The organism is uncultured Polaribacter sp., from assembly GCF_947503875.1.
Classification (GTDB): Bacteria; Bacteroidota; Bacteroidia; order Flavobacteriales; family Flavobacteriaceae; genus Polaribacter.
Genome location: NZ_CANNFH010000006.1, coordinates 119032 through 133322, shown reverse-complemented (window position 1 = coordinate 133322; position 14291 = coordinate 119032). Strand labels below are relative to the sequence as shown.

Here is a 14291-nt window from a genome sequence, read left to right as displayed (position 1 = left end):
CCTGAATTATTTAATCTGCCACCTTTACAAAGTTAACATAAAAAGACCTGACAGGAGATGCTAAATCAAGTTTAGTGCATTACCTGTCAGGTCTAAAATAAAAAAGAAATATACTTTAAGATTTGTAATTAGCTATTAAATAAACCTGCGTGAGCGATTGAAACGGCATCCTTTTTGTTTTTCAGCAAAAAGATATAGTGAAAAGCGCGGTTTTTGTTTTTTCAACAAAAACACGCCATAAAAAAATTCTAGCTTACCTATTATCAGAAACTGAAACAAGTTCAGTTTAGCTTGTGCTATAATCTATTTTCTATAATATTTTGCACAACTTCTGGATTTAGAAGTGTACTTGTATCTCCTAAATTATCCATTTCGTTACACGCAATTTTACGTAAAATACGTCTCATAATTTTTCCTGAGCGTGTTTTTGGTAAGCCTTCTGAAAACTGAATTTTATCTAATTTTGCAATTGGGCCAATATGTTCTGTAATAATTTGATTGATTTCTTTGCGCAAATTATCGTGATTTCTGCTTTCTCCTGTGTCTTTTAAAATTACATAACCGTACAAAGCACTTCCTTTAATATCGTGAGGAAAACCAACTATGGCAGATTCTGCAACTGCAGGATGCTCATTTATAGCGTCTTCTATTGGTGCAGTGCCTAAATTGTGGCCAGAAACAATAATTACATCATCTACTCTACCTGTTATTCTGTAGTAACCCACTTCGTCTCTTAAAGCGCCATCGCCTGTAAAATACATGTTTTTATAGGCAGAAAAATAGGTTTCTTTATAACGCTCGTGATTGCCCCAAATGGTTCTGGCAATACTTGGCCAAGGGTGTTTTATGCACAACCTACCTTCTACTTGGTTTCCTTTTAATTCTTGTCCGTTTTCATCCATTAAACAAGGCTGAACACCTATAAAAGGCAAGGTTGCATAGGTTGGTTTTGTGGCAGTTACATACGGAATTGGAGTAATCATCATTCCACCTGTTTCTGTTTGCCACCAAGTGTCTATTATTGGACTTTTGTTTTTTCCAATATTATCATTATACCAATGCCAAGCTTCTTCGTTTATGGGTTCTCCTACAGAACCTAGTACTTTTAAAGACGATAAATTGTATTTATCTACAAGTGCAGAACCGTGTTTTGCCAAAGCTCTAATGGCTGTTGGTGCTGTGTAAAATTGATTTACTTTATGCTTTTCTACAATTTCCCAAAAACGACCAAAATCTGGATAACTTGGTACGCCCTCAAATAGTACTGAAGTTGCTCCGTTTGCTAAAGGACCATAAACAATGTAAGAATGCCCAGTAATCCAACCAATATCTGCTGTACACCAATAGACATCGTTTTCTCTATATTGAAATGCGTTTTTAAAAGTATAGGCTGTATATACCATATAACCTGCTGTGGTGTGCACCATTCCTTTTGGTTTGCCTGTAGAACCAGAAGTGTATAGGATAAATAACGGATCTTCTGCATCCATAATTTCTGCCACACATTCTTTAGAAGCATTGTCTAGCAAAGGCTGTAACCATTGGTCTCTGCCTTCTTTCATTTTTATATTAGAATTGATTCTTTTTGCCACTAAAACAGTTGCTACACCAGGACAATTTTCTAAGGCTTCATCTACAATTCCTTTTAAATCGATTGTTTTTGAGCCTCTATAAGAACCGTCTGAAGTAATTACCATTTTACAATCGCAATCGTTTATTCTTGTGGCTAATGCTGTTGATGAAAAACCTGCGAAAACAACGGAATGAATGGCTCCAATTCTTGCACAGGCTAAGGTTGCAATTGCCAATTCTGGAATCATAGGCACATAAATACAGACTCTATCTCCTTTACCAACATTGTTGGATTTTAGTACATTTGCAAACTGATTTACTCTTTCGTGCAATTGTTTGTAGCTAATATGTTCTGTAGCTTCTTTAGGATCATTTGGCTCAAATAAAATGGCGGTTTTATCGCCTCTTGTGGTTAAATGCCTGTCTATACAGTTTTCTGTAATGTTTAATTTGGCACCTTCAAACCATTTTACTTGGGGTTTAGAAAAATCCCAATCTAAAACGTTGTCCCATTTTTTGCGCCATAAAAAATGTTCTTCTGCAATTTCTTCCCAGAAATTTTCTGGTTCTCTTACAGATTTTCTATATACTTTATAATATTCTTCTATGTGTTTTATGTGATAATTACTCATAACTTAAATGTTTTGTTTAATTTGATTTTGTTGCATAAACATAAATGCAACAATTATTCTAAAATTAAAATTCTGGCATAAAAACCGCCAAATGATAAAATTAATACTATTTATTTTTTTGTTGAAATTTTACGTTGTTTCGTATTTATTAAACCAAACCAATTTGGATTTAGAATTTTAAGTTTAATCAATGCCCAAATTAAGGCAACAAAACAAATTCCCAACACAATAGAAAGTGCAGGATCTATAATTTTACTATTTTCAAATTTGAATCGAAAATACAATGTAGTAATTACATAGATGGTTATAAAAACATCTGATGTAAGAGAATTAAGTTGAAATTTCATAATATAATACTTAAATTAAAAATTGTTTGTTTGCACACAAAACCAAAATTTAATTGAGTAGTTCTAGAATTTCTGAAACTATTTTTTTTACTGAAAAAGGTTTTGTTAAATATTTGTCTGCTCCAAGTTTTAAACCCTTTTCAATATCTGAAGCTTTATTTTTTGCTGATAAAAAAACTACTTTAGTAGCTGTTAAATTTACTGTTTCTTTTATTTTTTTTATGGTTTGATACCCATCTACATTTGGCATCATTACGTCTAAAATAATTACGTCTGGTATTTCTCCTTTTAAAATCTCGAAAACCTCACTACCATCTCTTGCTATAAATACTTCAAAATTTTGTTTTTTAAATGCATATTCTAAAGACATTACAATGTTTGGCTCATCATCTACAATTAAAATCTTTTTTTTCATATAAGACGTATAAAATTACTTAAAAGGAATGGTAAAAACAAATTTAGCACCACTTTTTTGGCGTTTTTCTGCCCATATTTTTCCATTATGTTTTTCTACAATTTGTTTTGTAATGGCTAAACCCAAACCACTGCCTTCTGGCTTTATTGTATTCTGATTTTTAGATTGATAAAACTTATCAAAAATATAGTTAAAATCGTCTTTTGGTATTCCTTTACCATTATCTTCAACAGTTATTATGGCTTCTTTATTTCCTAAATAATAATCTATACTAATTGTACCATTTTTTTCTGGACAAAATTTTAAAGCATTAGATACTAGATTTGTAAGTACCTGATGCATCTTATCTTCATCAAAAAACAAGTGCAATTTATATGGGTTTTTATTTATTAATTTTATTCCTTTTTTAGCCGCTAGTTGAGAAATACTTGCAAAAACCTTTATTATGGTTTTTTGGATGTCGTTTACTTGTAAATCTAAATTTAACTGACCCGATTCTAATTTTTCAAAATCTAAAATATTATTAATTAACCTACCTAGTCTGTCTGAATCCTGTAAAATATTATTTAAAAATTGTTTTTTTAATTCTGTTGGCATTTCATCCATATCATCAATTAAAAGTTCTGTTGCTGCACGTATGCCTGTTATTGGTGTTTTAAGTTCATGAGCCACTGTGTCTAAAAACTCATCTTTCTGTTTGTCTTTTACCACCAATTCTTCATTTACATTTTTTAATTCTGATGATATTTTAGAGAGTTGATCTGTTTTTTCAAGTAGCACTTTATTGTTGCTAATATTTTCTTTAGATTCTTCTAAAATTTTTAAGACTTCTCTTAAACTTATTTCTTCTTCTTTTACAACATTTGCAATTAAGATTTTTGCTGAAGCACTTCCAATATTTCCTGTTAATAGTTTTTCAGAAAAATTTATTAATCGAGCATCTGCCAATTGTGTATTTGCATCTAAATTATACTTTTGAAAAAAAAGTTTTAATGCTCTATTTGCCTTTACATCTCCTAAAAAACGGACTAAAACATTTTTTATATCTTTTACATAAGCTTCTCCTTTCCAGACAAATGCATTGTCTTGCAAACTACTAAAACTACTACTTTCTACAAACATTTCTGCATAATTACGTTCTCTATAATTACTTTTTAAAGCTAAAGAAAAAAACAAATAACATATTGTATTTAAAGAAATACTCCAGAAAAAAGCGTGTGCAGGCGGACTTAAAAAATCGATATGAAATAATTGATGTGGTTTTAATATATCTAATCCTAAAAAACCACTTTCTACAAAAGTGTTAGCACCAGTATAGGCAAACATTGTAAAAGGCAAAATAAGTGTGTACGCCACAATTAAAAAACCAATAATAATACCAATTATTGATGCTTTGGAGGAACCTCTATTCCAAAATAAACCAATAAAAAATGAAGGCGCTAACTGCGCTATAATTACAAAAGAAATTAAACCAATAGCGTATAAGGACAATTCTTTAGAGAAAGATATATAGAAAAAATAAGAGATAATAATTATTGTGAAAATAGAAATTCTTCTAATGTTTTTAATGTATTTAGAGTTTCTATTTGTTTCATTTCGTTTAAACTTATTTAAAAAGCCATAAGGAATTATTAAATTATTACTAACCATATTAGATAATGCCAAAGTAGAAACAATTACCATAGATATTACCGCAGAAAATCCTCCTAAAAAAACTAGTGTTGCTAAAAAAATATTGCCATTTTTTAAAGGTAATAAAAGCGAATAATATTCTGTACTAATATCGTTGCCAAAGGTTAATTTCCCTGCCCAAGCAATAAATATTACAAAAATATTAAACAATAATAAATACAAAGGAAACAACCATATTGCTTTTTTTAAATGTTTTTCTCTATTATTTTCTAAAACAGATACTTGAAATTGTCTTGGCAACAAAAAAATGGCGAAGAATGAAAGTGCAATCATAAAAAACCAATTTAAACCGTCTTCTAATCCATTTAAAGAAGTTAACGCTTTAAAATTTTCTTTCTTAGAAATTTGGTTATGAATATCAATAGTCCCATCAAACAAATAAAAAGTTATATAAACCCCAATAACTAGAAAAAAAACTAATTTTAATACAGACTCAAAAGCCACAGATGCAATAATACCTTTATGTTTTTCTGATGCATCTGTTTTTTGAGTGCTAAAAAAAGTAGCAAAAACAGCTAATAAAAGTGCTACATAAAAAGTAGAATCTCCTAAAACACTTGTTGAATTATAACTAGTATTATGAGTCATAATTTGAAATGTTTCTGAAACGGCTTTTAATTGCAAAGAAATATAAGGTAATGTACCAAATAAGCAGATAAAAGTAACTAATGCGCCTAAAAAACGATTGTTTCCATAGCGTAATGAAATAAAATCTGCTATAGAAGATATTTTGTGTTGCTTAGAAATTCTCATGATTTTCTTTAGAAGCAATATCCAAAGTGGTGCAGCAATAACTGGCCCTAAATAAATGGGTAAGAAATTTACACCACTATCTGCAGCAATACCAATACTGCCATAATAAGTCCAGGCAGAGCAGTAAACAGCTAAAGACAATGTATATACATAAGGATTATTTACCCATTTACTATGTTTTTTCTTTTCTGCTAAAAAAGCAATGTAAAAAAGCAAAGAAAGGTAAATAACAATAATAAAAAACAGTAAATAATTATTCATAATAACGATTTAAGACGTTAAATGAAATTATAATTGAAAGCAACCAAATTAAAAAAATTGAAAAGTAAAAAACAGGAATTCCTAGTATGTTTCCATCAATATTAAAAATTAATATGAATGGAATATTTAACAACAAAAAAAGCACAATTGAAAGTATGATTAACTTTTGAGAATGGTGTTTTTTCATTTTTACAATAATTTTGGTTAAATTTTGTCTAATATAAGAAATCAGCAATACAAATTGTATTACTGATTTCTATAACTAACAAAAAATGAATAATTTTTAATGAGAAGAGGCTTCTCCTGCACCAGATGGTATTCTAATACTTTCTACCAAATCTTGAACCTTTTGAGGTGGTGCAGGTGTTAATCTAGACACCCCTAATGATACAATTACATTAACTAACATTGCTATAGTACCAAAACCTTCTGGAGATGTACCAAACCACCAATCTTCTTTTGTACCACCTCCAAACATATCTAGTTTGTATTTCATCATATAAAACAACATTAATACAATACCCACAATCATACCTGCAATAGCACCTTCTTTGTTCATTCTCTTATCGAAAATTCCTAGAATAATGGCAGGAAAAAATGACGCTGCAGCCAACCCAAAGGCCAGTGCAACAACTGCTGCTACAAACCCCGGGGGATTTAAGCCAAAGTAACCTGCAATTATAATTGCACCAAGTATACTTAATCTAGCTGCTAACAACTCTCCTTTTTCAGATATTTCTGGTTTTAATTGTTTTTTAATTAAATCATGAGAAACAGAGGTAGAAATTACCAATAATAAACCTGCTGCTGTAGATAAAGCTGCAGCCAAACCACCTGCTGCTACTAAAGCAATAACCCAATTTGGTAAGTTTGCAATTTCTGGGTTTGCTAATACCATAATATCTCTATCTACATACAGTTCATTTTTTGCAGACATATTTGCATTGGCAATTACTCTTTCTCCATAAGTACCTCTTAATTCTGTATATACTGGTTTTTTTCCATCTAATGCATTACCAGCTACATATTGTATTTTACCATCTCCATTCTTATCTGTCCAAGAAATTAAACCTGTATTTTCCCAGTTTTTAAACCATTCTGGTATTTCAGAATATTTAGTTTCACTAACAGTTTCTATTAAATTTGTTCTAGAAAAAACAGAAATTGCTGGTGCTGTAGTATATAAAATTGCAATTAAAAGTAAAGCGTAACCCGCAGATTTACGTGCATCTTTAACTTTTGGTACGGTAAAGAAACGAACAATTACGTGTGGCAAACCTGCTGTACCTGTCATTAATGCTAAAGTAATTGCAAAAACATCCCAAGTAGTTTTTGTTCCGCTTGTATATTCATTAAAACCAAGCTGAACATGTAATTTATCTAATTTATCTAGTAAAAACTCTCCACCTTCTACAGTACCTCCCATTCCTATTTGAGGTATTATGTTACCTGTCATTTGCATAGAGATAAAAAACGCTGGCACCATAAATGCAAAAATCAATACGCAGTATTGTGCTACTTGCGTGTATGTTATTCCTTTCATTCCGCCTAAAAAAGCGAAAACTAAAACAACAGTCATTCCTATTAAAACTCCCCAAACAATTTCTACTTGCAAAAATTGAGAAAATACAATTCCTACACCTCTCATTTGGCCAGCAACATATGTAAACGAAACTATTAAGGCACAAAATACAGCTACTGTTCTTGCAGTATGAGAATAATAACGATCTCCAATAAAATCTGGGACTGTAAATTTACCAAACTTACGTAAATAGGGTGCTAAAAGTAAAGCCAGAAGCACGTAACCACCTGTCCAGCCCATCAAATAAACGGAGCCATCATAACCTGCAAAAGAAATAATACCTGCCATACTTATAAAAGAGGCAGCACTCATCCAATCTGCAGCTGTTGCCATACCATTTGCTAATGGAGAAACGCCTCCACCAGCAACATAAAATTCTCTTGTAGATCCTGCTCTTGCCCAAATTGCTATTCCAAAATAAAGAGCAAAAGTTATTCCTACTAATATCCAAGTCCACGTTTGTACGCTCATAATAAATATATTTTTTTTAAGTTTAGTTGATTATTCGTCGAAACCGAATTTTTTATCTAATTTGTTCATCAATCGTACGTATACAAATATTAGTAATACAAATACATAAATTGATCCTTGTTGTGCAAACCAAAAGCCTAGTTTAAAACCACCAAGTCTTATTTCATTTAATTCTTCTCTAAAAAGAATTCCACAACCAAAAGAAACTATAAACCAAATTAAAAGTAAGATAATTAGGTATTTTAGGTTTTGTTTCCAATACGCTGTTGCATGCTGTTGTTTATTTTCCATTTTTTATTGTTTTTTATAAATAAATCATTGCTTGTAAAGTTAAAGCGCTTGTAGAAGTACCAAAACTTTGATTTTTATATTCTAAAGTTAATTTGGAGTGATGCCCACTCATATAAGCGTTAATTCCTAAGCCTAAAATATTTCTATTATTTGATGTTGCATCATAATTATTACTACCATAAGAAAAATAAGGTTGAAACCTTGTTTTTGTTTTATCACCTGCAAAAACATAACCCACGTGCGAGTACAACATTGTTCCTGTACCATAAGCACTAAACAAATAATTTTCTCCGTAATTGTTAGATTGATAGGTTGCATAAGCCGTTAAAGCACTTCCATTATCTCCTAATGGTGTATCATAAAAAGCGTCTAAAGCAAAAATTGAAACATCATCACCTACAGGATTGCCACTTTCTAGTTTTACTGAACCATTTGGATGCAGAAAAAATCCTGCACCTACATTAAATATTTTTTTACCACCAAGATAAGTTCCTACTTTAAATGGTAAAAAATTAGATTCTTGATCTAAAAAATTATATTCAAAATACCCAGCAAAAGTTTTACCTGCGTCTCTAGTACCTAATATATTAGCACCTGTGTAAACAGCTTCTCCATTTACAGCAGGTCTTGTATCCAACCCATTGCTTATGGCATCATTTATGGCAACTCTGTATTGAAGTTTACCAAATTTACCTTTCATAAAAACGCCAATATGTCTTGCAAATTGATCTGAAAGACCCAGGGTTGCCCAAGATTGACGATTGTTATCTAAGGTCATCATATTTAAAGTACTTTGGTTATTTAACCTAGATATTCCATTAAAATAATGTAAACCTGCTCCTATAGTATGATCCTTATTTAAATTATATTGTGCCCAAAAATCATGAAAAAACAATTGAGCACCATCTCCTTTTCCTAAAGGATGAAGTGTGTTGCTATTTAAACTATTTAAACCAAAATGGGTTAGTATTAAAAACTTATCTGTAATTTGAGAGAACATTAAAATACGTGCTCTTCTTAAATTGAAACTCGTTTTACTTGTTGTTGGTCCTGCATCATTATTATAAGTTGCTTGTACCTGACCCCATGAAATTAAACGAAGGTATTTTTTACCATCATCATCAAACTTAATTTTAAGACCTCCATCATAATCTGGAGATCCTTGGGCGCTTAAAAATTGATAGGATACTAAAAAAAGTCCTAATAGTAATAATTTTAGTTTTCTCATTAAATAATAGTTTAGTTATTGAATAATTGATTTTGTGTGCACTGCTAAACTCTTAAAATAAATTAGTTAAAAAAATATTACTATATTTTTATGTTAATTTACTATACTATTCTTTAAATCGTTCCCATTTTATTAACATAAACTTATCTCCTAACTCTGTTACAACTACTCCCGCGCCTTTTATATTTTGAGTTTCCTGAAAAAAATTACTTAATTCTTTTGCATTAAAAATTTTATAAGTTGGGTGATATTTAGAATTATAAGGTCTTTTTATGTTGTATTTTTTAACCCAATTCATAATACTTACATGCGATATTCCTAAAATACGCTCAATCTCTCTATAAGTTAAACCCTCTAGATATAATTGCAATGATTTGTTTACATAATAATCATCAATATTTTTACCCACCTTATTTACGGTAAAAAAATAATTGCATTTTTTACACTTATAACGCTGCCTATTTTTAATTACTCCACTTTTAATGTACTCATTAGAACTACAATTAGGACAAAATTCTATAGTCATATATATTAATTTAGCATAAATATATTAAATTAGCACAATAAATATGTACTAAAAAATAAATTTTTAAACATTATTTACAAAAAAAGCCTTTAAAAAAAACAAATATGTTTAAATTTAAGCCTTTTTATAACAAAAAGGAAATACTTATTTTTACATCAACTTTCAAAAAAAACAGCTTCTTATTTAGTTTATATCTGAAAATAAATTAAAACGAAAAGCCTAAAGAAAAATTAATCACAAAAAATATTGGTTTAAATTTATTATCAAAAAAGGTGCACAGAAGTTTATAAAATCAATTCAATTATAGGCAACCTTTAAGACTTTTATGATTATTTTTGAAACAATTATAATAATTATCTACTAATTTATTTATTATTTGATTTTTGAAACCATTTTACAAAACTGGCATATTATTTTGCTATTTTTTATAGTTGCCATTTTATATGCTGCCGTTGGTTTTGGTGGTGGTTCTAGTTATTTAGCAATTTTAGCCTTAACAGGAATTGCTTTTACACAGATAAGAGCCACCTCTTTATTGTGTAATATTGTTGTGGTTTTGGGCAATGTTCTTCTTTTTTATAGACAGAAAGTAATTGATTGGAAAAAAATTATTCCATTAGTACTTTTTAGCATTCCTTTTTCTTTTTTAGGCGGAAAATTAAGAATTAGTCAAAATTTCTTTTTTATTTTATTAGGTTTTACTTTGCTTTTTGCTGCATTAACCATGTGGTTTTCTAAAAAACATAGTGTAAAATCAAGTCCTAAAAGAAACCAAAACAAAATAGTAAATAGTACTTTTGGTGGATTTATAGGTTTTATATCTGGAATGGTTGGCATTGGTGGTGGCGTATTTTTAGCTCCACTTTTACACCTTACAAAATGGGACACACCCAAAAAAATTGCAGCAACTGCCAGTGTTTTTATTTTAGTAAATTCTATTGCAGGTTTGACTGGGCAATATGCGAATACCAACTTTTATATAGATTGGAATTTGACCACCATTTTATTGGTAGTTGTTTTGATTGGCGGACAAATAGGCAGTAGATTAAGTACTAATTTTTTTACACCTATTCAGCTTAAAAAAGCAACTGCAATTTTAATTGCGTTTGTAAGTCTAAGAATTTTATGGAAATATTTGGTTTAGTGGTTTGTGGTTTGTGGTTTGTGGTTTGTGGTTTGTGGAATTTAAAAAAAATTAAACTTTAAAACCTGATAGCCTTAAAACTTTAGAACTTTAAAACTTTAAAACTTTAAAACCTTAAAACTTTAAAACCTTAAAACTAAATAAAATAAAAATTGCACAATACATGCATTAAAAATACCTTTGAAAACTTCAACCAAAAAAATAAAATAAATGTTACAAGTTATTTTCACCTTAATAATGCTAATATTATTGCAAGCTGTATTGGGGTTTGACAATCTTTTATATATCTCTTTAGAGTCTAAAAAAGCACCGCTTAAAGATCAAAAAAAGGTAAGAAAAATTGGAATCTTAATTGCTATTGGATTACGTATTGTTTTACTTTTTATATTAGTTTCTCTTATCAAATATTTTCAAAAACCTTTTTCCTTTTTAACTGCAGAAATAAAAGATATTGTGGCCTTTGCTTTTAATGGTCACAGTCTTATTGTTTTAATAGGAGGTGGATTTATAATTTATACTGCAATTAAAGAAATTTGGCACATAATTTCTACAAAAGGATTAGAAATTAACGAAATGGCTTCAGATAAAGGAACCAAATCTTCTAACGCTGTTGTTTTTAGCATTGTACTAATGAATTTAGTGTTTTCTTTTGATTCTATTTTAGCGGCTATTGGACTTACAAGAGAAATTGAAAACGAAACAACTGCTTTTTTGGTTATGGCTGCAGCCATTGTTGTAAGTGGATTATTAATGCTTTTTATGGCCAACAAAATATCTGAATTTTTATCTAAAAACAGAATGTATGAGGTTTTAGGCCTATTTATTCTTTTTATAGTTGGTATTATGTTGCTTACAGAAGGTGGCCATTTAGCACATATTAAAATCTTTGGAGAAGAAATTGTGCCAATGAGTAAAACTACATTCTATTTTGTAATAGGGATTTTAGTAATAATAGATATTGTACAAGGAAAATATCAGAAAAATTTATTAGCTAAAAAATAAATTATTTAAAATTAAAAAAGGAGTTATAGAGACATTTATAGCTCTTTTTTTGTGAGTATTTTAAGTTTTGTTTAACTTTTATTGAATAATAGTAAACAATAATTAAGTATCTTTGTAGTGTAAAAATATTATATTTTACTTCTTACAAACAGATTTTTAAAGCGGTCTGTTTTTTAAACATAAGAAGTTTTTTGGTTGATTGATAGACCGTTGCTGAGGAGCAACGGTTTTTTTATTCCAATTCTTTTATAGAGTCTTGTACACGCTGTGTAATTATTTGTAATATTCTTCTATTAATTTCTGATGTATTTTCTGCATAGAAATGAAACTCATCAGTAGTAAAATCTCCAACAATAAGACCTATAGTAAAGTTTTTATAATTGATATCTTTTGTAAAAATACCTTTAATTCTGCTTTTTTTCTTTTGATCTGTTAAAACCGAAAAATCTATTTTTCGGTTTAAAAGGTAATTTTTAAATGATTTTATCAGTAACAAGTGCTGCATTTTTATAACAGGTCTTAAAGTTTTGTTCTGAAAAACTTCAGTTATAGACATGTTCTCTTTTATAATATTTTCTAAAATTGGTCTTTCTTTATGCATCTTCTAATAAATTATCTACCTCTAGTTGAAAGTCGTATTGTAAATCTTCGTGTAATTTTTCTATGGCTTTTTTTGCCATTCTTAACTGCATATCAAAAATACCTTGCAGTCTTGTACTTCTTTTTATAGATGGTCTAAATTCTTTTAATTTTTTACAGAAATATAACAACAATTCTGCTTCTGTTTCTTTCTTCTTAGAATAACGAATGTGCTTTTTTATAGCCGCTAAAATTTTACGCATACTTTTTCTAATATAATAAAAGCTATTTGTATTTATTTCATCAAACTGCTCGTCTACCTCTTCTTTTATTGTTGCTATATAACCTTCTTCATCTGTAGATTCAAATAATAAGTATGTTAAGAGCTCTTTATTCTCTTTTTTAAATCTTGCCAAATGCAAACACAAATCTTTTAACTCAGTGGCAGATTTGTGAGATAATTCGTCTTTTAATTGTTTTATAGTAACTGCTTTCAAAAAAATGGTGTTTTACAAAAAACCTCACAGTATTTAAAATCATTTAAACAACTGTGAGGTTTCTATAAGTTATGTGTTTTTATTTTTATTGCTCACTTGGTATGGCAACCACTTCGTTTACATCTGCTGTGTAATCTACTCCTGGCACTTTAAAACCAAATAGTTTAAAAAACTCATTGCTATAGCCTTCTAAATCTCCTAATTCTGATAAATTTTCTGTAGTTGCTTTTTTCCAAAGTGCAGCAATTTCTGCTTGCACATCTTCGCGCATTTCCCAATCGTCTACTCGTATTCTGCCTTTATCATCTAAATCTAAATTCCCACCAAATAAACGTTGGCTATACAAACGCTGAATTTGCTCTATACAACCTTCATGAATTCCCTTTTCTTTCATTATTTTAAATAATAAAGAAATGTATAAAGGAATTACAGGAATTGCAGAACTAGCCTGTGTAACTAATGCTTTGTTTACAGAAACATAAGCCTTACCTCCTATTGTTTTTAAATCTTCAGCAATTTCAAAAGCTGTAGCTTCTAAATGATCTTTTGCAGCACCAATTGTTCCATTTCTATACACTGGTTTTGTAACTTCTGGGCCAATGTAAGAATACGCAACAGTTGTTGTACCTTCTTCTAAAACGTCTGCTTCTTTTAAAGCATCCATCCACATTTTCCAATCTTCACCTCCCATAACAGTTACTGTATTTTCTACATCTTCTCCTTCTGCAGGATTTATAGAAATTTCTGAAACGTTACCGGTATGAAAATCTACTGTTTTATTGGTAAAAACTTCACCAATTGGTTTTAAGGTAGATTTAAATCTTTTACCTGTAACCGGATGTTTTCTTACTGGTGATGCTAAACTATAAATTACTAAGTCTATTTTACCTAAATCTTCTTTAATTAGATTTACAACTTGCTCTTTTATTTCGTTAGAAAATGCATCGCCATTTATACTTTTTGCATACAAACCTGCTGCATGTGCTTCTTGCTCAAAAGCTGCAGTATTGTAATATCCTGGAGAACCTGGTCTGCCTTCTGTTGCTGGTTTATCAAAAAAGACACCAATTGTAGCAGCATCGGAACCAAATGCACTGGTTATTCTAGATGCCAATCCAAATCCTGTAGAAGAGCCAATTACTAATACCTTTTTTGCGCCATCAATTTTTCCTTTCGACTTTACGTAAGCAATTTGATCTTTTACATTTTGTGCACAACCTGTAGGATGTGATGTTAAACATATAAAGCCTCTTGTTCTTGGTTCTATTATCATTATTTTAGTTTATAATTGTTTGTTTT

Annotated in this window: 13 protein-coding genes; 2 read left to right on the top strand and 11 right to left on the bottom strand. The window is 29.8% G+C overall.

Translation table 11 applies throughout. The features are described from left to right. Positions 1-296: 296 nt before the first annotated feature. The 8 genes from acs to Q0684_RS11220 all read right to left on the bottom strand — a co-directional run bounded on the left by acs (position 297) and on the right by Q0684_RS11220 (position 9770). Positions 297-2204 (bottom strand): acetate--CoA ligase, encoded by a 1908-nt coding sequence (gene acs, locus Q0684_RS11255; RefSeq protein ID WP_299016673.1) that lies wholly within the window; start codon positions 2202-2204, stop codon positions 297-299. Positions 2205-2314: 110 nt separating this feature from the next. Beyond that, a complete protein-coding gene (locus Q0684_RS11250) occupies positions 2315-2551 on the bottom strand; it encodes a hypothetical protein (protein WP_299016670.1) in 237 nt (78 codons plus the stop codon). Positions 2552-2600: 49 nt separating this feature from the next. Continuing rightward, positions 2601-2966 carry a response regulator gene (locus Q0684_RS11245; RefSeq protein WP_299016665.1) on the bottom strand — a complete coding sequence of 122 codons (366 nt, stop codon included), beginning with the start codon at positions 2964-2966 and terminating at the stop codon, positions 2601-2603. Positions 2967-2981: 15 nt separating this feature from the next. Next, complete coding sequence (locus tag Q0684_RS11240) at positions 2982-5672, bottom strand: sensor histidine kinase (protein WP_299016663.1); 2691 nt, start codon at positions 5670-5672, stop codon at positions 2982-2984. Between the two features lie 283 nt (positions 5673-5955). Next, a complete protein-coding gene (locus tag Q0684_RS11235; RefSeq protein ID WP_299016657.1) occupies positions 5956-7725 on the bottom strand; it encodes a sodium:solute symporter family protein in 1770 nt (589 codons plus the stop codon). Positions 7726-7755: 30 nt separating this feature from the next. Continuing rightward, positions 7756-8016: a DUF4212 domain-containing protein gene (locus Q0684_RS11230; protein ID WP_299016654.1), complete on the bottom strand. Its 261-nt coding sequence runs from the start codon at positions 8014-8016 to the stop codon at positions 7756-7758. 13 nt (positions 8017-8029) lie between these two features. Next, positions 8030-9244 (bottom strand): hypothetical protein, encoded by a 1215-nt coding sequence (locus Q0684_RS11225; RefSeq protein WP_299016651.1) that lies wholly within the window; start codon positions 9242-9244, stop codon positions 8030-8032. Between the two features lie 106 nt (positions 9245-9350). Beyond that, positions 9351-9770 (bottom strand): helix-turn-helix domain-containing protein, encoded by a 420-nt coding sequence (locus Q0684_RS11220; protein ID WP_299016649.1) that lies wholly within the window; start codon positions 9768-9770, stop codon positions 9351-9353. A 415-nt stretch (positions 9771-10185) separates the two neighbouring features. On the opposite strand from Q0684_RS11220, the gene Q0684_RS11215 reads away from it, so the two are divergent. Further along, positions 10186-10914, top strand: coding sequence for a sulfite exporter TauE/SafE family protein (locus Q0684_RS11215; RefSeq protein ID WP_299016648.1), 729 nt, complete (start codon positions 10186-10188; stop codon positions 10912-10914). Positions 10915-11124: 210 nt separating this feature from the next. After that, positions 11125-11916: a tellurium resistance protein TerC gene (locus Q0684_RS11210; protein WP_299016647.1), complete on the top strand. Its 792-nt coding sequence runs from the start codon at positions 11125-11127 to the stop codon at positions 11914-11916. A gap of 232 nt (positions 11917-12148) precedes the next feature. Here the strand turns inward: Q0684_RS11210 and Q0684_RS11205 are convergent, their stop codons facing one another. The 3 genes from Q0684_RS11205 to fabV form a co-directional block, all read right to left on the bottom strand. Beyond that, positions 12149-12517, bottom strand: coding sequence for a glyoxalase (locus tag Q0684_RS11205; protein ID WP_299016641.1), 369 nt, complete (start codon positions 12515-12517; stop codon positions 12149-12151). After that, a complete protein-coding gene (locus Q0684_RS11200; protein WP_299016639.1) occupies positions 12510-12992 on the bottom strand; it encodes a hypothetical protein in 483 nt (160 codons plus the stop codon). Before Q0684_RS11200 ends, Q0684_RS11205 begins: the two co-directional genes overlap by 8 nt. Before the next feature lie 85 nt (positions 12993-13077). Continuing rightward, the gene (gene fabV / locus Q0684_RS11195; RefSeq protein WP_299016637.1) at positions 13078-14265 is read right to left on the bottom strand and encodes an enoyl-ACP reductase FabV; all 1188 of its coding nucleotides are present in this window, start codon (positions 14263-14265) and stop codon (positions 13078-13080) included. Between the last annotated feature and the right edge of the window lie 26 nt (positions 14266-14291).

Bases quoted from the DNA above. Each gene is read 5' to 3' on its own strand.
- Q0684_RS11210 (WP_299016647.1), top strand. From the start codon at position 11,125: ATGTTACAAGTTATTTTCACCTTAATAATGCTAATATTATTGCAAGCT.
- Q0684_RS11230 (WP_299016654.1), bottom strand. From the start codon at position 8,016: ATGGAAAATAAACAACAGCATGCAACAGCGTATTGGAAACAAAACCTA.
- Q0684_RS11205 (WP_299016641.1), bottom strand. From the start codon at position 12,517: ATGCATAAAGAAAGACCAATTTTAGAAAATATTATAAAAGAGAACATG.
- Q0684_RS11220 (WP_299016649.1), bottom strand. From the start codon at position 9,770: ATGACTATAGAATTTTGTCCTAATTGTAGTTCTAATGAGTACATTAAA.
- Q0684_RS11250 (WP_299016670.1), bottom strand. From the start codon at position 2,551: ATGAAATTTCAACTTAATTCTCTTACATCAGATGTTTTTATAACCATC.
- Q0684_RS11240 (WP_299016663.1), bottom strand. From the start codon at position 5,672: ATGAATAATTATTTACTGTTTTTTATTATTGTTATTTACCTTTCTTTG.
- Q0684_RS11225 (WP_299016651.1), bottom strand. From the start codon at position 9,244: ATGAGAAAACTAAAATTATTACTATTAGGACTTTTTTTAGTATCCTAT.
- acs (WP_299016673.1), bottom strand. From the start codon at position 2,204: ATGAGTAATTATCACATAAAACACATAGAAGAATATTATAAAGTATAT.
- Q0684_RS11245 (WP_299016665.1), bottom strand. From the start codon at position 2,966: ATGAAAAAAAAGATTTTAATTGTAGATGATGAGCCAAACATTGTAATG.
- fabV (WP_299016637.1), bottom strand. From the start codon at position 14,265: ATGATAATAGAACCAAGAACAAGAGGCTTTATATGTTTAACATCACAT.
- Q0684_RS11235 (WP_299016657.1), bottom strand. From the start codon at position 7,725: ATGAGCGTACAAACGTGGACTTGGATATTAGTAGGAATAACTTTTGCT.